At 65.5% G+C, this 18,429-nt stretch carries 14 protein-coding genes and 1 tRNA gene; 13 read left to right on the forward strand and 2 right to left on the reverse strand.

Features of this window, described 5'->3' with window-relative positions; all coding sequences use genetic code 11:
• The first annotated feature begins 69 nt into the window (after nt 1–69).
• A complete protein-coding gene (gene phbB / locus ACW7G0_RS07875) occupies nt 70–810 on the forward strand; it encodes an acetoacetyl-CoA reductase (RefSeq protein WP_456988873.1) in 741 nt (246 codons plus the stop codon).
• Between the two features lie 85 nt (nt 811–895).
• Nucleotides 896–1,393 carry a polyhydroxyalkanoate synthesis repressor PhaR gene (gene phaR / locus ACW7G0_RS07880; protein WP_456988875.1) on the forward strand — a complete coding sequence of 166 codons (498 nt, stop codon included), beginning with the start codon at nt 896–898 and terminating at the stop codon, nt 1,391–1,393.
• Between the two features lie 27 nt (nt 1,394–1,420).
• Here phaR and ACW7G0_RS07885 read toward each other — a convergent pair whose 3' ends face one another.
• Complete coding sequence (locus ACW7G0_RS07885; RefSeq protein ID WP_456988877.1) at nt 1,421–2,350, reverse strand: M48 family metallopeptidase; 930 nt, start codon at nt 2,348–2,350, stop codon at nt 1,421–1,423.
• A gap of 33 nt (nt 2,351–2,383) precedes the next feature.
• On the reverse strand, nt 2,384–4,294 hold the full coding sequence (locus ACW7G0_RS07890) for an SUMF1/EgtB/PvdO family nonheme iron enzyme (protein ID WP_456988879.1): 1,911 nt from the start codon (nt 4,292–4,294) through the stop codon (nt 2,384–2,386).
• Nucleotides 4,295–4,388: 94 nt separating this feature from the next.
• Here ACW7G0_RS07890 and rnd point away from each other — a divergent pair, with 94 nt between their 5' ends.
• The 11 genes from rnd (at nt 4,389) to ACW7G0_RS07945 (ending at nt 18,407) form a co-directional block, all read left to right on the forward strand.
• A complete protein-coding gene (rnd, locus tag ACW7G0_RS07895) occupies nt 4,389–5,495 on the forward strand; it encodes a ribonuclease D (RefSeq protein ID WP_456988881.1) in 1,107 nt (368 codons plus the stop codon).
• A 51-nt stretch (nt 5,496–5,546) separates the two neighbouring features.
• Nucleotides 5,547–5,622, forward strand: a tRNA-Ala gene (locus ACW7G0_RS07900).
• Between the two features lie 148 nt (nt 5,623–5,770).
• Nucleotides 5,771–7,402 (forward strand): TldD/PmbA family protein, encoded by a 1,632-nt coding sequence (locus ACW7G0_RS07905; RefSeq protein ID WP_456988883.1) that lies wholly within the window; start codon nt 5,771–5,773, stop codon nt 7,400–7,402.
• Between the two features lie 19 nt (nt 7,403–7,421).
• Complete coding sequence (locus tag ACW7G0_RS07910; protein WP_456989482.1) at nt 7,422–9,056, forward strand: TldD/PmbA family protein; 1,635 nt, start codon at nt 7,422–7,424, stop codon at nt 9,054–9,056.
• 35 nt (nt 9,057–9,091) lie between these two features.
• A complete protein-coding gene (locus tag ACW7G0_RS07915; protein ID WP_456988885.1) occupies nt 9,092–10,423 on the forward strand; it encodes a TldD/PmbA family protein in 1,332 nt (443 codons plus the stop codon).
• A 44-nt stretch (nt 10,424–10,467) separates the two neighbouring features.
• On the forward strand, nt 10,468–11,190 hold the full coding sequence (locus tag ACW7G0_RS07920; protein WP_456988887.1) for a DUF4159 domain-containing protein: 723 nt from the start codon (nt 10,468–10,470) through the stop codon (nt 11,188–11,190).
• A gap of 16 nt (nt 11,191–11,206) precedes the next feature.
• Nucleotides 11,207–12,205 (forward strand): AAA family ATPase, encoded by a 999-nt coding sequence (locus ACW7G0_RS07925; RefSeq protein WP_456988888.1) that lies wholly within the window; start codon nt 11,207–11,209, stop codon nt 12,203–12,205.
• 13 nt (nt 12,206–12,218) lie between these two features.
• On the forward strand, nt 12,219–13,124 hold the full coding sequence (locus tag ACW7G0_RS07930) for a DUF58 domain-containing protein (protein ID WP_456988890.1): 906 nt from the start codon (nt 12,219–12,221) through the stop codon (nt 13,122–13,124).
• On the forward strand, nt 13,121–14,344 hold the full coding sequence (locus tag ACW7G0_RS07935) for a BatA domain-containing protein (RefSeq protein WP_456988891.1): 1,224 nt from the start codon (nt 13,121–13,123) through the stop codon (nt 14,342–14,344). Before ACW7G0_RS07930 ends, ACW7G0_RS07935 begins: the two co-directional genes overlap by 4 nt.
• Nucleotides 14,341–16,533, forward strand: coding sequence for a hypothetical protein (locus tag ACW7G0_RS07940; protein ID WP_456988893.1), 2,193 nt, complete (start codon nt 14,341–14,343; stop codon nt 16,531–16,533). Before ACW7G0_RS07935 ends, ACW7G0_RS07940 begins: the two co-directional genes overlap by 4 nt.
• On the forward strand, nt 16,530–18,407 hold the full coding sequence (locus ACW7G0_RS07945; protein ID WP_456988895.1) for a carboxypeptidase regulatory-like domain-containing protein: 1,878 nt from the start codon (nt 16,530–16,532) through the stop codon (nt 18,405–18,407). Before ACW7G0_RS07940 ends, ACW7G0_RS07945 begins: the two co-directional genes overlap by 4 nt.
• Nucleotides 18,408–18,429: the final 22 nt, after the last annotated feature.

The following is an 18,429-nucleotide window of genomic DNA, read 5'->3' on the forward strand; positions in this document are numbered from 1 at the left end:
TTGCCTACTAGACTCTTCCTCCAAGGGCGCACCATTCCAATTGCACCCGCCATTGAGGGGAGACAGGACATGCAGTCACGCGTCGCATTGGTCACCGGTGGTACCGGCGGCATTGGAACCTCGATCGTCAAGCGATTGGTCAACATGGGCCACAAGGTCGCGACCAACTTTCGTGATGAGGCCCGTGGCGCTGCCTGGCAAGCCAGGATGAAAGACGCGGGCATCGACGTCACGCTGGCACCGGGCGACGTGTCCAGCCCGGAACAGGCCGCCGCATTGATCCAGGAAGTCGAGCGCCAACTCGGCCCGGTCGACATCCTGGTCAACAACGCCGGAATCACCCGCGACTCGACCTTCCACAAGATGACGTCGCAGCAATGGAACGACGTCATCTGCACCAACTTGAACTCGTGTTTCAACGTCACGCGGCCGGTGATCGAAGGCATGCGCGCGCGCAAGTGGGGCCGGATCGTCCAGATCAGCTCGATCAATGGCCAGAAGGGACAATACGGGCAGGCCAACTACGCCGCTGCCAAGGCCGGCATGCACGGCTTCACCATTTCGCTGGCCCAGGAAAATGCGAAGTTCGGGATTACCGTCAATACCGTCTCGCCGGGTTACATCGGCACTGACATGGTGATGGCGGTACCCGAGGAAGTGCGCGAGAAGATCATTGCCCAGATCCCCACCGGACGTCTCGGCACGCCCGATGAGATCGCCTACGCGGTGAGCTTCTTCATGCCTGACGAGGCGGGCTGGATCACCGGCGCCAACCTGTCCGCGAACGGCGGTCAATACATGGGCTGGTAACGTCGCAGCGCCGACCGACCTTGTTGCAAGACCTCACCTGCTGGGCCATGCTGCAAAGCATCATGGCTTCCGGTCCGATTGTCCCATGTCTTCCAATCGCGTCATCAAGAAATATCCCAACCGCCGGCTCTACGACACCGAGATCTCCAGCTACATCACGATCGAAGATGTGCGGCAGCTGATCATCGATGGCGAGGATTTCGAGGTGCGTGACGCGCGTTCGGGCGATGACCTCACCCGCCAGGTGCTGTTGCAGATCATTACCGAGCATGAGCAGAACGGCGAGCCGATACTCTCCACGCAGCTGTTGAGCCATGTCATCCGCTTTTACGGTGACTCGATGCAGGGTTTCATGGGCAATTACCTGGAACGCTCGATGCAGACCTTCCTGGAGCAGCAGCAACAGTTGCGCAAACAACTCGGCGACTCCGTCGGGCAGACGCCATGGTCGATGATGAACCAACTGACCGAGCGCAACATGGCGCTATGGAAGGAATTCCAGCAGAACCTGTCCGGCAGCGTCGGACAAACGCCGACGCCACCGGGCAAGAAGACCGGTGACAAGTCCAGGTCCAAGTCCTAGGACGCAGGTAGGCTCCGCGCGCTGCGGTTACCTGGCCGCCCCCTGGCAATATTTCTCATAGAACCCAATGGCCTGCGGCATCAGGGTTTGCAGCGTCTGGATGCGGTTGGCGGGGTCTGGATGGGTCGAGGCGAACTCTGGCGGACGTTCGCCGCCGCCCAGTTGCGACATCCGCTCCCACAGCGGTATCGCCGCACGTGGGTCATAGCAGGCCGCAGCCGCCAACATCAGCCCGACCTCGTCCGCCTGGGTTTCGTGGCTGCGGCCATACGGCAGGATCAGGCCGTACTGGGCCCCTGCCCCCAACGCCGCCATCACCGCCTGCTGTTGTTGCGGGTCCATCCCGCCCACCGCCATGCCGGCGGCCACCTGCCCCAACTGCACCAGGTTCTGCTGGGCCATACGCTGTGAGCCATGGCGCAACAATGCGTGCGCAATTTCGTGGCCCATCACCACCGCCATTGCGTCTTCGGTCCGGGTGATCGGCAGCAGCCCGGTATAGACCGCCATCTTCCCTCCGGGCAGGCAGAACGCGTTGGCCTGGTCGGACTGGATGACGCTTACGTCCCACTGGAAGTCCTGATAGGAGGTGGGGGCCTGTTGCTGATGCTGGGCGGCCAGGTCGGCGGTAACCTGCGGCACCCTGGCCACGAGCCGCTGGGCGATGCCGCGGACCTGCTGGCTCACCGGGTCGCTCGCCGGCAGCAATGCACCTTGCGCCTGCGCATCACCCAAGACTTGCTGATAGGCGTTGGCGCCGAGCTCCGACTCTTCAGCCGCGCTGGCGCCATAGTGCGCGGTCTGGCCGGTATAAGGATCGGTCTGGGCACTTCCAAACCATTGCCAGGCCGCGTAGCCGGCGAACAGCAACAATATCCACCAACGGATGCCACCGCCGCGACGCTTGCCCGCCGGCGCTGTACGGCGCCGGGAACCCAACAGGGAACCGATATTCATTCCACGCTCCTTATTTCCCGGAACTCGTTACGTTCAGATCTCGCGCACCACCCGGAAGCCAACCCGGGCGTTGGTGGTGTTGGCGTCGCTGCCAAGCCGCCACGCCGAACGCGTCTGGCTTGGCGAGCTTGCCCACGAGCCGCCACGCACCACCCGGTCGCGGCAGCCTGGATTGATCCAGGCGCGGCCGTCAGACGGCGCGCGCCGGTAGCTGTCATGCCAGCAATCGGCCACCCACTCGCTGACATTACCGGCCAGGTCGTGAAGACCGTAGGCGTTGTCCGCATACGAGCCAACCCGCGCAGGCCCCCACGACCCGTCGCCATAATCGTCAAAGGCGTTGCGCCAACCCCGTCCAGTGGGCGATTGGTCGAGTCCGCCGGTAAAGTTCCCGGCCTTGGATGGTGGCGCACCGTCGCCCCACGGAAACCGTGTCTGGCTGCCGGCACGCAACATGTATTCGAACTCCGCCTCGCTCGGCAACCGGTAGTGATGACCCGTCTGCTCCGACAACCATCGGGCATAGGCTTCGGCGTCCTTGGCACTCACATGCACGACGGGTTGGTCATCGGCCGCCGGAGCGCCGGTGTAGTCCGAGCGCCAGTCCACATGGCTTCGGTGCACCAGGTTGCCGCTGCGCTCGTCGTACACCGTGGAGCCCTGCCGCCGACTGGCGCGTGATTCATAGCCGGTCGCAGTGACAAAACGGCGGAACTCGCCGACGGTGGTTTCATTGCGCGATACCGCCAACCCGCGGTCAAAACGGATGCTGCGCACTGGCAGTTCCGACTCGCTCGCATCCGGCTCGTTGTCACCGGCGCCCATCCGGAACGCGCCATGCGGAATCACCACCATCTCCGGGCCACGGCCGCCGTGCTCAAGCGCTTCGGTGAACGCCTGCCCCGGCCGAAACAGCCCGTAGTGCGTCACCAGCTCGATTTGCTCGCGCAACTCGATTGCCGCCGGGTCGCCGGCCGGTGCGATCCGCAGCAACGTTGCCAACTTGCCACGCGCCACGTCGAGGCCGTCCTCCTTCGACAACGCAGCAATGCCCTCGTCGCGCAGGTTGCCCACCCGCGCGCCCCGCTGGCGCGCTATCCGTTGGCGCGCCTGCTCCACCGTGTCCATGTCCGGGCGCACCTGGGCCGCATGTCCCAACCAGGTTTCGGCAGTGGCATAGTCGTCACCGCTGGCTGCCAGCTCGGCCTTGCGGATCAAACCGCTCTCGGCCGCGGCCAGCCCCTGCCTCGCACGTGCATCCGCGGGGCGCAACACCAGTGCCTGGCGGAAATAGCCGATCGCACCGTCCTGGCCGCCTTGCCCCAATTGATCCTGATTCAACGCGCGCTCGCCGCGCAGGTTGGCTTGCCGAGCCTGATCGGCGCGGTCCAGCAATTCCAGGTACTCGACCACGCCCTCATCGGTCGGCGCAACCGCCCGGGCAACCGCGGCGATCTGATGGGCATGACGCAACTGCGCCGGGTCGGAATCGATTCCCCCCAGTGCGGCGCTGCCCTGGGCCAGCAGGGCCTCCAGGGCGCGCTCCAATCCGGCCAGGACCTCGGGATCCTCCGGTGCGATATCACGCAATGCCAGGTACGACGGAATGGCATCGCTCGCGTTGCCAAACAATTCACCCTGCTCCAGCGCCAGTTGCGCGCTTTTTTTCAGGTCGGCGGCACTGTCGGCATCCACTTCGACCGGCGGTGCCTGCCAAGCGGGTACGGGCGAGACTTGCTGGTCATCGCTGATGGTGACGACCGGCACCCGCGGGCCGGCAGCGGCTTCCGGATCGGTTGATGCAGAACGCTCCGTGTCCGGCTCGTTCGCACAGGCCGCCAACAGCAGCGCGAGCACCGTGGCCGCTACCCACCGCACGGGTCGTGACGCGGGTGACTGAACTGGCAATCGTGCTTGCAATCGTCCTCCTGCCCTGCGAACCATCGGTGCCGCGCCAAGGAGCACGGTGAAAGTAGGCTATTGTCACCCGCCCCGGCAATCTGTGTATCGGAGCCGTCTTCACGTGCCAAGTCCCGCCATGCCTCCATCATCCACTCCCGTCTGGATCACCGATCCCGCCGAGCTGACCGCCCGCCTCACCGATCGCCCGGTGCGTATCGGTCTGGACACCGAATTCATCCGCGAACGCACCTATTGGCCACAGTTGGCACTGGTGCAACTGGCGCTGGAGCGCGACGGCGTACTGGAGATCCTGCTGCTGGACACGCTTGCGCCGGGAATCACGCAGGCACTTGCGCCGATCCTTGTCGACGAGTCGGTGCTCAAGGTCATGCACAGCCCCAGCGAGGACCTGGTGGCCTTCCAACACGCCTGCGCCGTGGTACCGCAGCCGTTGTTCGACACTCAGCTGGCGGCCGCGCTGGCGGGCATCGCCGGTGGCATGGGCTACCAGAAGCTGGTCGAGAACCTGACCGGGATTGCCCTGGCCAAGGGTGAGACGCGCTCGGACTGGCTGCGCCGGCCGCTGTCACCGTCGCAGTTGGAATACGCCGCGGACGACGTTCGCCACCTGTTCCCGATGCACGATGCCCTGGCCGGCATGCTCGACCAACTCGGCCGCAGCCAGTGGCTGGCCAGCGACGAGGCGCGCACCGTTGCCAACGCCCGCAACGCCGGGCTGGAGCAGTGGCCGCATCTATCAATGCGCAGCGCCCAGTTCCTCGACCTTGACGCCCAGCGCCGCCTGGTGCGCCTGCTGCGTTGGCGCGAGGCGTACGCTCGCGAACACGACCGCCCGCGCAGCTGGATCCTCGACAACGAGCTGGCGGTTGCGCTGGCCCGAACCGTGCCGGCGGATCCCACCGCGCTGCAAGCCGTGTTGGACGCCCACCCCAAGGCACCGCGCAAGCTGGGCGAGCCCATCTGGCAGGCGCTCACCACCGCGCTGCCCGACGAGGCCGACCTGCCCGACGCGGGACTGGCGGAAAAACGCGACAAGAATCGTTTGCGGCAACTGCAGGATGCCGTCACCGCCCGCAGTGCCGAGCTGGGCCTGCCTGCCGGCGTGCTTGCATCGCGACGCTATCTGGAGGCACTGCTGGATCATGGACAGTGGCCCGATGCACTCGCTGGCTGGCGCCGTGAAGTATTGGAACCCAGTCTCGCCCCGTTGCTGCAAAAATAGTCGCGGGTACTGGCGCTGGTGCCCGCACGCCGCTACAATTTCAAGCTTCGTGGGGCGGTAGCTCAGCTGGGAGAGCGCCACGTTCGCATCGTGGAGGTCAGGGGTTCGATCCCCCTCCGCTCCACCACGAAACAATCCGGATAGCCTCCGGATACAAAAAACCCCGCCTAGTGCGGGGTTTTTTGTATCCGACGCACCAACCATGCCTAACGTCACTTGACGGTATATAGCGTGGCCAGCACAGTCGATTAACACGTTCCTGGGGCGCGTTAACGATGGATAGACGACAGTTCCTTACCCTCGGCAGCCTCGGCGTCGCCGGCCTGGCAATCCCCTCATGGGGGCACGCCATTGCCGCCGAGGCGCTGTTGGACCCGCTTGACGTGGCGATCAACAAGGCGCTCGCCGACACCGCACTACAGGCGGCCACTGACGCTGGCGCGTCCTACTGTGACGTGCGCATTGGCCGCTACCTGCGCCAGTTCCTGAGGACCCGCGAAGACAAGGTCGAGAACATCGTCAACACCGAATCCACCGGCGTTGGCATCCGTGTGATCGCCAATGGCTCCTGGGGCTACGCGGCAACCAACGACCTCACTGCGGCAGGCATCGCCGATGCGGCCAGGCAGGCCACGGACATCGCCCAGGCGAACGCCAAGACCCAAACCGCGCCGGTGCAACTGGCCAAGACCCCGGGTCTGGGCGAAGTGTCCTGGAAGACACCGATCCGCAAGAACGCGATGGCGGTGCCGATCAAGGAAAAGGCCGACCTGTTGCTGGGCGTCAACGCCGATGCCATCCAGGCCGGTGCCGACTTCGTCAACTCGATGCTGTTCCTGGTCAACGAGCAGAAATACTTCGCGTCCTCCGATGGCTCCTACATCGACCAGGACGTGCATCGGATCTGGGTGCCGATGACCGTCACTGCCATCGACCGGGCCAGCGGCAAATTCCGTACCCGCGACGGGTTGTCCGCACCGATGGGCATGGGTTACGAATACCTCGACGGGAATGCCGACGACCGCTTCGTCCTGCCCAATGGGGTGGTCAGCTACGGCCAGTCCTACAACCTGCGCGATGACGCGATTGCCGCGGCGAAGCAGGCGCGCGAGAAGCTCAACGCGCCCTCGGTCAAACCGGGGAAATACGATCTGGTGCTGGACCCCTCGCACACCTGGCTGACCATCCATGAGTCGGTCGGCCACCCGCTCGAACTGGACCGTGTACTGGGCTACGAGGCCAATTACGCCGGGACCAGCTTCGTGACCCTGGACAAAGTCCGTGATCACTTCCAGTACGGCAGTGAGCACGTCAACATCATCGCCGACAAGCTCGAGCCCGGCAGTCTGGGTGCGGTCGGGTACGACGACGAGGGCGTCAAGACCAGGCGTTGGGATCTGATCCGCGATGGCAAGCTGGTCAACCTGCAGGGCACTCGCGACCAGGTACACCTGCTCGGCCAGGACGCCTCGCATGGCTGCAGCTACGCCGACTCGTGGTCGAGCGTGCAATTCCAACGCATGCCCAATGTCTCGCTGGCCCCCGGCAAGGACCCGCTCAGCGTCGCCGAGATGATCAAGGACGTCGAAAACGGCATCTACATCGTCGGTGACGGCTCGTTCTCGATCGACCAGCAACGCTACAACGCGCAGTTCAGCGGCCAGCTGTTCTATGGCATCAAGGACGGCCAGATCACCGGCATGCTCGAGGACGTGGCTTACCAGATACAGACACCCGAATTCTGGAATTCCTGTGCCGGGGTCTGCGACAAGAGTGACTACCGTCTTGGCGGCACGTTCTTCGATGGCAAGGGTCAGCCATCGCAATCATCGACCGTCTCTCACGGATCCAGCACGGCGCGCTTCAATGGCGTCAACGTGATCAATACAGCACGCAACCTGGGCTGATGGAGAACCCTGCACGATGATGCACCGTCGCGATTTCCTGAAAGCATCCAGCGCTGGCCTGGGCTTGTTGTTGCTGCCTTCGTTCGGCCATGCCATTGCCGCTGAAGAGCTGACCAGCCGGCTCGACGCCGCCGTGAACAAGCGTCTCGCCGACGCCGCGCTCAATGCGGCCAAGTCCGGCGGCGCAAGCTATTGCGACGTGCGTATCGGGCGCTACTTGCGCCAGTTCATCACTACCCGCGAAGACAAGGTCGAGAACATCGTCAACACCGAGTCGGCCGGCATCGGCGTGCGGGTGTTGTCCAACGGTGCGTGGGGCTTTGCCGCAACCAACGAGTTCGGTACCGACGCGGTGGCCGCAGCCGCGCTGCAGGCGCTTGCGATTGCGAACGCCAACGCGAACATGATCACCACGCCGGTCCAGCTGGCACCGGCGCGTGGCGTCGGCGAAGTGTCCTGGGCGACGCCGATCCAACGCAACGCCATGGCAGTACCGGTCAAGGACAAGGTCGAGTTGCTGCTGGGGGCCAACGCTGCAGCGCTGTCCGCCGGCGCCAGCTTCGTCGCGTCGCGGATGTTCCAGGTCAACGAGCAGAAATACTTCGCGTCGACCGATGGCTCCTATATCGACCAGGACATCCACCGCATCTGGACGCCGTTCACGGTCACCGCGATCGACCAGGCCAGCGGCAAGTTCCGTACCCGCGACGGGCTGTCCTCGCCGATGGGCATGGGATACGAATTCCTCGACCCGCAGCCGGAGCACCGCTTCGACCTGCCTGGCGGCGTGGTGATGTATTCCGATTCCTACGACATCGTCGCCGACGCCGCCGCGGCGGCGCGCGATGCCCAGGCCAAGCTCAAGGCTCCGTCGGTGAAACCGGGTAAATACGACCTGGTGCTCGACCCCAGCCACCTGTTCCTCACCATCCATGAGTCGGTAGGCCATCCGCTGGAACTGGACCGCGTGCTCGGCTATGAAGCCAACTACGCCGGCACCAGTTTTGCCACGCTCGACAAGTGGCGCTCCGGCGATTACCACTACGGCAGCGATCAGGTGACGATCGTCGCCGACCGGACCCAGCCGCATTCGCTGGGCGCGATCGGCTACGACGACGAGGGCATCCCGGGCAAGCGCTGGGACCTGATCAAGGACGGCGTCCTGGTGAATTACCAGGCCACTCGTGACCAGGCCCATATCATCGACGAGGCGCACTCGCAGGGCTGCTCCTATGCCGACTCCTGGTCGAGCGTGCAGTTCCAGCGCATGCCCAACGTGTCACTGGCGCCTGGCAAGGCCGAATTGACACCGGCGCAGATGGTCAAGGACATCGACAACGGCATCTACATCTTCGGTCGCGGCTCGTACTCGATCGACCAGCAGCGCTACAACGCCCAGTTCGGCGGCCAGTTGTTCTACGAAATCAAGGACGGCCAGGTCACCCGCATGATCGAGGACGTGGCGTACCAGATCCGCACGCCGGAGTTCTGGAATTCATGTTCGGCCATCTGCGACCAGCGCGACTACCGCCTCGGCGGCTCGTTCTTCGACGGCAAGGGCCAACCCTCGCAGGTCTCGGCGGTCTCGCACGGGTCAAGCACCACACGCTTCGACGGCATCAACGTCATCAACACGGCACGCAGCCTCGGCTAGAAACGCCAGGCACGCATCAACCAGGAGTTCCGCAGATGGGTATGCTCACCGAACAGGAGGCCAAGACGATCCTCGACAAGGTCATCGCACTGTCGACGGCCGACGAATGCACCGCGACCTTGGACGGCTCGATCGATGGAAACGTCCGTTTCGCACTGAACAACATCTCCACCAGCGGCGTGGTCAGCGATACCAGCCTGGCGGTGCAGGTAGCGTTTGGAAAGCGCGTGGGCGTGGCGACGATCAACGAGTTCGATGACGCCGCATTGAAACGCGTGGTGCAACGCGCCGAGGAATTGGCGAAGCTCGCCCCGGAAAATCCCGAGTTCATGCCCGTCATCGGCAAGCAGGACTACAAGCCGAGCCCGACCTTCACCGCCGCGACCGCCGCGATCACCCCGGCGTATCGCGCCAAGGTCGCTGCCGATTCGATCGAGCCGTGCAAGGCCCAGGACCTGGTGGCCGCCGGCTTCCTCAATGATGGGCAGGGCTTCCATGCCCAAGCCAACAGCAAGGGCAATTTCGGCTACCAGAAGACCTCGGCAATGGATTACACGTGCACCGTGCGCACCGCGGACGGCACCGGCTCGGGCTGGGTGGCGCGCAACCTGGCGGATGTCAGCCAGTTCGACGCCAGCAGCGACATCAAGACCGCGATCGCCAAGGCGCGCGGTTCCGCCGATGCCAAGGCGCTGGAGCCGGGCAAGTACACGGTGATCCTGGAACCGGCGGCGGCCGCCGGCCTGGTCTCGTTCATGATGCGATTCTTCGATGCGCGGCGCGCCGACGAGGGCCGCAGCTTCCTGTCGCAAAAGGGAGGCGGCAACAAGCTCGGCGAGCAGGTCTACGACCCGCGCGTCAACATCAGTTCCGATCCATGGCACCCGGAGGTGGCGGTGCTGCCGTGGGACGGCGATGGCCTGCCGCGCGAAAAGGTGTCACTGGTGAAGGATGGCAAGATCGCCAACCTTCAATATTCGCGTTACTGGGCCGACAAGCACGGTAAACGCGCGGTGGGCCAGCCAGGCAACCTGCTGATGGAAGGTGGTGACAAGTCCACCGCCGAACTGATCAGGAGCACCGAACGCGGCGTGCTGGTCACGCGCACCTGGTACATCCGCATGGTCGATCCGCAGACCGTCCTGTTGACCGGCCTGACCCGCGACGGCACGTTCTACATCGAGGACGGCGTCATCAAGTATCCGGTCAAGAACTTCCGCTTCAATGAGTCGCCAGTGATCATGCTCAACAACATCGACGAACTCGGCCGATCCGTGCGCGTGGGTGACGAGTCGGACTTCGTGATGATGATCCCGGCGATGAAGCTGCGCGATTTTACCTTCAGTTCCCTGTCGGACGCGGTCTGAGCCACCATCGAAAAAAAGAGGTCGCGGCCGGCCGTAGTACCCGCATGAACAGTCCTGTCCACCGCCGCGATTTCCTTCGTTTACTGACTGGCGGCGCCCTCGGCGTCCTGGTCGCGCCATGGCCGCAGGTCGCAGCGGCGGCAACCGCCAACTACGATTTCTGGTTCACCCGATTGCGTTACGAATCCGGCGACTGGGATGTCGACCAGCGCATGCCGGCCAACATGATCACCTCGTTGATCGACTACACCAGCCTGCGGGTGGACCCGGAAGAGCGCGTGCTCGACCTCGCCGATCCGAAGATGCTGATGGCACCGTTTTGCTACCTCGCCGGCCACAAGCTGGTCGAGTTCAACCCGGCCGAGCGGCGCAACTTCGAGCGCTACGTCCGCAACGGCGGCTTTGTTTTCGTCGACGACTGCAACCACGACATCGATGGGCTGTTCGCCAAGTCGTTCGAGGCCCAGATGGCATCGATCTTCGGCAGCAAGGCGCTCAGGAAACTACCCAACAGCCATGCGCTGTACCGCAGCTTTTTCACGTTCAAGGACGGCCCACCGGCGACCTCGTTCGAGCTCAACGGCTGGGGTGATGACCTGGTCCACGATTACCTCAAGGGCATCGAAGTGGATGGCCGTTTGGGAGTGCTCTACAGCAACAAGGATTACGGCTGCGAATGGGACTACGACTGGCGCAACAAACGCTTCCTGGCCGAGGACAACACCAAGCTTGCCGTCAACATCGCGATCTATGCACTGACGGCATGAGGCAACCGGAACAACCATGAACGATACGCCGAACGAAACAGACATCCAGGCCGAGCTGGCCCAACTCGAGACCCTGCGTCGCGCTATCGCGCAGGCGATCGTCGGCCAGGATGAAGTGGTGGAGCAGTTGCTGATCGGCCTGCTCGCCGGCGGCCACTGCCTGCTGGAAGGAGTGCCGGGCCTGGGCAAGACCTTGTTGGTGCGCTCACTCGGCCAGGCGCTCGACCTGCAATTCCGACGCGTGCAGTTCACTCCAGACCTGATGCCAAGTGACATCATCGGCACCGAGATACTGGAGGAGGATCACGGCACCGGACAACGCCACTTCAAGTTCCAGCGCGGCCCGGTGTTCACCAACCTGCTGCTCGCCGACGAGCTCAACCGCACGCCGCCAAAAACCCAGGCCGCGCTGCTGGAGGCCATGCAGGAACGTACCGTCAGCTACGCGGGAGTCACCCATCCGCTGCCGGCGCCATTTTTCGTGTTGGCAACGCAGAACCCCCTGGAGCAGGCCGGCACCTACCCGCTGCCGGAAGCACAGCTTGATCGCTTCTTGTTGCATGTGCGGGTGGAGTATCCGACCCAGGCGGAAGAGCGTGAGATCCTGATCCAGACCACCGGCACCCACCAGGCCGAAGTGCCGCAGGTGATGCACGGTGAAGCGGTATTGGCCTTGCAGGCGCGCGTCCGCGAAGTGCACCTGGGCGACGACCTGCTGGACTGGATTACCCGGTTGGTGCGTGCCAGCCGGCCTGACGACAACGCCCCGCCCGAAATACGTCGATGGGTGAAATGGGGAGCCGGTCCGCGTGCCGGGCAATCGCTGGTGTTGGCTTCCAAGGCCCGTGCGCTGTTGCACGGACGCCTGGCCGCCACCCGCGAAGATGTCCTCGCACTCGCCGCGCCCGTGCTGCGTCACCGCCTGTTGTTGTCGTTTACCGCTGAAGCCGAGCAGACCCATGGCGATGAGGTCATCGCAGCCCTGCTGAACGCCGTGCCGTTCGCGCCGCGCTGAGGCAGGTGACGCCGTGGCGCATCCGCCGACCCCTCTGCCAGACCTGATCCCACCGGATGTCCGCGCGCGGCTGAAGAACATCCAGCTTGCCGCGCGACAGGCTGCGGGTGCACAGGGCTTCGGCCAGCATCGCAGCCACCACCGCGGCGCCGGCCTGGAGTTCGCACAGTACCGTGCCTATGAGCCCGGCGATGAGTTGCGCCAGATCGACTGGAAGCTCTATGCGCGCTCGGACCGCTTCTTCGTGCGCGAATCCGAGCGCGACAGTCCGCTCGACCTGTGGCTGTTGATCGACACCAGCGCCTCCATGTCACAGGAAGATGCCGCCCGCCCCGGCTGGTCGCGCCTGGCCGCAGCCAAGTCGCTTGCCGCCTGCCTGATCGAACTGGCGGCAAGCCAGGGCGAGCGCTTTGGCCTGGCCATCATTGGCGGTGGCCAGCTCCGGTTGCAGGGCATTGGCGCCGGGCCACGCCACCGTGATCACTGCCTGCTTGAGCTGCAGTCCCTGGCCGCCACTGGCACCTGGCCCGGCGAGGCGCGATTGCGACCGCTATGGCAACACGTCGGGGCACGCACTTTGGTCGTGTCGCTCAGTGATGCCTTCGACGAAGCCGTCGCGCACCTGCTGGAACGCCTTGCCACGGCGCGGCGCGAGGTGCTGAGCGTGCAGATACTGACCACCGAAGAGCGCGACTTTCCGTTTCGTGGTGGTTGCCGTTTTCAAGACCCCGAGAGTGGCGAGGAAATGCTTGGCGACGGTAATGACATCCGCGAAGGCTTCATTGCCCGCTTCGCCGCCGCACGCGCCGCCCTTGCTTCGCGCCTCGCCGCCAACGGCATCCGCCATGTCGAATACATGCTCGACGAACCGCTCGACCTGCCGCTGCGCCGGCTGTTCATGGGCCACCCACACCCATGACGCTGTCGCTGCTGCTACCAGTCGGCCTGGCAGCTCTGGCCGCGTGTCTGGTACCGCTGCTGATCCACCTCGCGCGACGCAGCGAGCAACGGCTGGTGATGTTCGCCGCGTTGCGCTGGCTGCAGGCAAAACCGCAACCCCGGCGCAAGTACCGTTTCGAGGAAATCCTGCTGCTGCTGTTGCGCTTGTTGCTGCTGCTGGCGCTGGCGTTGCTGCTGGCGGATCCGGTGCTGTTCGGCCGGCCGGACCGGACACCATGGATCGTGGTCGCACCCGGCGTCGACGTCGAAGCGGCTCGTCGGGATATCGGCATGGCCGATGCCAAGTGGCATCGATTGGCGCCAGGGCTTCCGCTGCTGGATGAGCAGGACGCGCACAGCACCGACGAGCCTGCAACAAACCCGCCCTCGTTGAGCAGCCTGCTACGCGAAGTCGACGCGACGATACCCGCAGGCACGGCATTGACCGTGCTGGTGCCACCGGTGATTGTTGGGGCCGATGCCGAGCGCCCCGTGCTCAGCCGCAACGTCGAATGGCGCGTCGTGCCGGGATCCCACACCGCAACCCCCGCTCGTCCTGTAGCCACCGCGACACCCTCGCTGATGGTGCGCCACTCGCCAGAGCGTACTGCCGCGTTGCGTTACCTGCGTGCCGCGGGCGAGGCGTGGATGGCGCTGGCTCGGGACGCTGACCCGGAAACCGACCCTCCCGCCACGACGCCAGTCTCGCCAGTGACCATCGCGCTCGCGTCCCAGCCAATCGATGTCGACAAGCGATACCTGGTCTGGCTGGTCCCCGGCCCGCTCCCCGACAGCGTCCGTGAGTGGGTCATCGCCGGCGGCAGTGCACTGCTGGACGCCGGCGCCACCACAGCTGATCTGGCGGATGCCGCCGTCCTGTGGCGTGGCCCGGGTGGCCCAATCGTGCGCGGGACGAGCCTCGGCCGTGGGCGCATCATGCGCCTGGAGCGCGAGCTGGTGCCGGCAGCAATGCCAAGTTTGCTTGAGGCTGATTTTCCGATCCGCCTGCGACGGTTGCTGGTCGGCGAACCACCGCAACCGACCCTGGTGGACGCCACCGTTCACACGCCCCGGAACGGTCGTGCGGACTATCCCGAAGTACCGCGTCCGCTCGCGCCGTGGCTGGCGATGCTGGTGGCGCTGGTGTTCCTGATGGAGCGCTGGGTGGCCGGCGGCCCGCGTCGCAAGCCCGTCGCATGAGTATCGCCAACGCCCGCTTGCAGCATGCCCGTGGCATCGCCCGCCGTCGCGCGATGGGGACCGCGGTGCTCACCACGTTGCCATGGCTGCTCGCGGCCATCGTCCTTGCCTGGCGCGTGGACGCACCGGTCTGGTCGCAGCTGCTGGTCGCCGCGACGCTGATCGCCTCGCTTTGGCATGTCTGGCGCAGCGGACGCGGCTTTGATGATCACTGGTTGGCACGGCTTCTGGACGCACAGCGCGCCGACATGGAGGACAGCGCGGCCTTGCTGTTCCCGCAGGCCGCACCAACGAGCGCGCTTGGGCGCCTGCAACGCGAACGCCTGCGCCAACGCATACAAGACCAGCCCATCCCGGACCTGCGAGCCCCGTGGAAAACACGCCAGTTGCTTGGTGGCGCGGCATTGGCCGGCGCCTGCATCGCTGCCATCGTGCTCTATCCCGGGCTGCCGCAAGCCACGCCCCACCCTGCCGCGCCTTCGGGAAGGCACCACGCGGTGGCACCCCCGGGGCGATTGCTCGACCAGCACATCGGTATCCAGCCGCCGGCCTATACCGGCCTGCCGGTGCGTACCGTCGATACCTTGGAGGCCAAGGTGCCGGAGGGCTCGGCGCTGCAATGGACATTGCACTTCGCACCGGCACCGGAACAGGTGGAGCTGGTCTTCCACGATGGCCGGCGCCTGGCCCTGGAGCGTGACGGCGACGATTGGAAAGGCGCGCTTCGCATCGACAAGCCAACCCTGTATCGCATTGAAACCGATCAGCCACTGCCACCGGCCCAGGCAGGTCCGCATCGCCTGGATGTAGTCACCGATAATCCTCCACAGCTGCACGCACTGGAGCCGAAGCAAACGCTCACCCAGGCCACACCGGCGCAACGGACATGGACGCTGGAGTTCGAGGCCAGCGACGACTACGGACTGTCCCCGGACGCGCGACTCCAACTCACGCGGACCGAAGGCGATGGCGAGAACATCACCGCCCGACATCACGTCATCACCGTGCGCGGACGTGGCGATGCCAGGCACAAGCGCTACCGCCACCAGATCGACCTCACCACGCTCGGCCTGGCCGCAGGCAACGATGTCATCGCCAAGCTCAGTGTCAGTGATCGTCGCGCCCCAAAGGCCCACACCACCGACAGTCCGAGTTACATCCTGCGCTGGCCGGCGGCCATCACCCCCAGCTCCAGTGATCTTGAAGGCGTGGTCAAAAGGGTGATGCCCGCCTACTTCCGCAGCCAGCGCCAGATCATCATCGATGCGGAGGCGCTGCTGGAGCAGGTGCACGGGCTCGCGCCGGACGTCTATCTCGAAAAATCCAACACCATCGGCGTCGACCAGCGTCTTCTGCGACTGCGCTACGGACAGTTCCTGGGCGAGGAGACCAGTGGTGAGCCGCGGCTGATGGTGACCGCCGACGCCCAGGATGAGTACCTGGCAACGCTGGAGGGCGACGACACCGATGCGTCGACAGCGGCCGGCCACGATGAGCACGGCGATGAACACGGTGACGCGCCCGACGTGTCGCGACCGGCCACGTTCGGCGAAGAACAGGACATGGTCGAGCAGTTCGGCCACACCCACGATCATGCTGAAGCCGCGACCTTGCTCGATCCGACTACGCGCAAGCTGCTCAAGTCCGCGCTGGATGAAATGTGGCAGTCGGAGCTGAACCTGCGACAGGGCCGGCCCGAACTCGCCCTGCCCTACGCCAACCGCGCGCTTGGCTTCATCAAGCAGGTGCAACAGGCCGAGCGGATCTACTTGCCGCGCGTGGGCAGTGAACAGCCACCAATCGATCACGACCGGCGCCTGAGCGGCAAGCGCACCGGTCTGGCCGATCGGGCGGACCCGCTGGAGCCGGCGGCCGGCACCGATACCACCGTCATCAATGCGTGGCGCGCGCTGGCACCGGTTACGGCAAGCCAGGACGCGACCCTGGATCTCGATGCGCTCGGCCGCTGGGTCGAATCAAACACCACCGACGCCGGCGATCCTTTGCAGCTGGTCGCTGCCATCGACGCACTGCGACGCGACCCCGCTTGCGCGGACTGTCGCGAGCAGCTTCGGCGCTTGTTGTGGCCGTTGTTGTCGCGATCACCCGCTGCCACTGGCGAGCGCTCACCACCAGGACGCGTGGGCGACGCCTATCTGGATGCGCTTGGGCGCGCGGGTGAGCAATGAACATCTCGTCACTCGACTTCACTGTTGTCATTGCCGGCGTTCTCGCGCTTGCCGTGGTGCTCGCCAGCGCACGCAGCCTGTGGCACCGGCACCGTCAGCCGCCGTCTTCACGCCCCCGCGTCTGGCGCACGGTGGTGCTGCTGTTGGCGCAAGCTGCCAGCGCATGGTTGCTCTATCAGGTGCTGTGCCCGCCCCCTGTCGCACACACCACCGGGACGCTGGTCGTGCGGACCGCAGGTGCGAGCGGGGTGACCGGGCAGGCGCCTTCCGATGCCCGCGTGATCGCGTTACCCGAATCACACGCAGCTACTGACACGCGGTCCGACATCCGGCCCGATGCCGAACGCTTCGGCGATCTCGCCAGTGCATTGCGCCGTTACCCCGCCACCGAGCGAGTCCGGGTGGTCGGTGCCGGCCTGGTCGCACGCGACCGCGATGCCGTACGCGGGTATTCGGTCGAATTCGACCCCGCGCCACTCCCCGACGGTCTGGTCGCGCTGCACTTCCCGACGCAGGTGCCCGCCGGCCGCCAATTCGCCATTACCGGGCGTGCGCTGGCGCGCGATGGCGGATCGGCGGAACTGCGTGACCCGGCAGGCGGCCTCATGTCACGCGGCGCCATCGGTGACAACGGTGGCTTCGAACTGCACGCCCGCACCCGCAGCGCCGGGGTGACGTCCTATCGGCTGCAGCTGCGCGATGCCGATTCGCAGGTGGTCGATGACGTGATCGTCCCTGTGCAGACAACCCCCGCCCACCCGCTGCGGATATTGATGATGGCGGGCGCACCGAATCCGGAGTTGAAGTTCCTGCGCCGTTGGTCGCTCGACACCGGAGCCGAGCTCGACACCAGCATCAGTCTGGGCGCGGGCTTGCAGATTCGCACCACCGCCGTCGATTTGCGCGCCGCCGCGCTGGACCAGCTCGATCTGCTGGTGCTCGACCATCGCCGCTGGCGTGGACTGGGCAGCCGCGACCGCAGCGCGATTGCCGCCGCGATGGACCGCGGGCTCGGCGTGTTGCTGCGCCTGGACGGGCCGGTCAACGGCGCGGATCGCAACCATCTGGAGACGCTCGGCTTCTCGGCATCAAGCACGGCTACGCCACGTGAGATCCGACTGCGCAGCAACCTCACCGAAATTGGCACAGACACTGCCACCGTAACCACCCCCGACAACGGCACCGCCGCATCGCCGACCTTGCATACCCGGTCGCCACAAATATCCGCCGCCGATGGGGTCGCGCTTCTGGCCGACGCGTCTGGCGCGCCCGTGTCCATCTGGCGCGCGCATGGGCGCGGCCGCATCGGCGTATCCATCGTCAATGACAGTTATCGACTGGTGCTGGCCGGGCGCGACGATGTTCACGGGGAGCTGTGGAGCGATGCGTTCACCACCTTGGCTCGTCCGGCCCCGCTCGGCGCCCCGCCGACGGTGGACGCCGCCGCTCCGGGCCAACGCAGCGTGATCTGTGGCATCGGCGAGCAGGCCAGCGTTCTGGCGCCGGACGGGCATTCCGTCCCGTTGACGCTTGACCCGGCCAGCGACAGCGGCCATTGCGCCGGGTTCTGGGCGGAGACCGGTGGCTGGCACCAGCTTCGCGACGCGGACCGCACGTTGCCGTTCCACGTTCGCGAGCCGTCCGATGCACCCGGTCTGGCCGCCTTCACATTGCACGAAGCCACCCGCGCCCTGGCCACGCCTGCCATCGTCAACACCGCTACCTCAACGTCGCCCCATGAATCGGCGCCCCGATCGGCCCCGCCCGGCCCCCGCCTGCCGTGGTTTTGCGCGTGGTTGCTGCTGGTAGCGGCGTCCTGGTGGCTGGAGCGTGCCCGTTGGGGCCAGCCCAGACCCCGCCGGGGATCCGCCTGAGTTCCGGCCCACCGTCCATTCG

It is taken from the genome of Lysobacter sp. A286 (assembly GCF_054052105.1).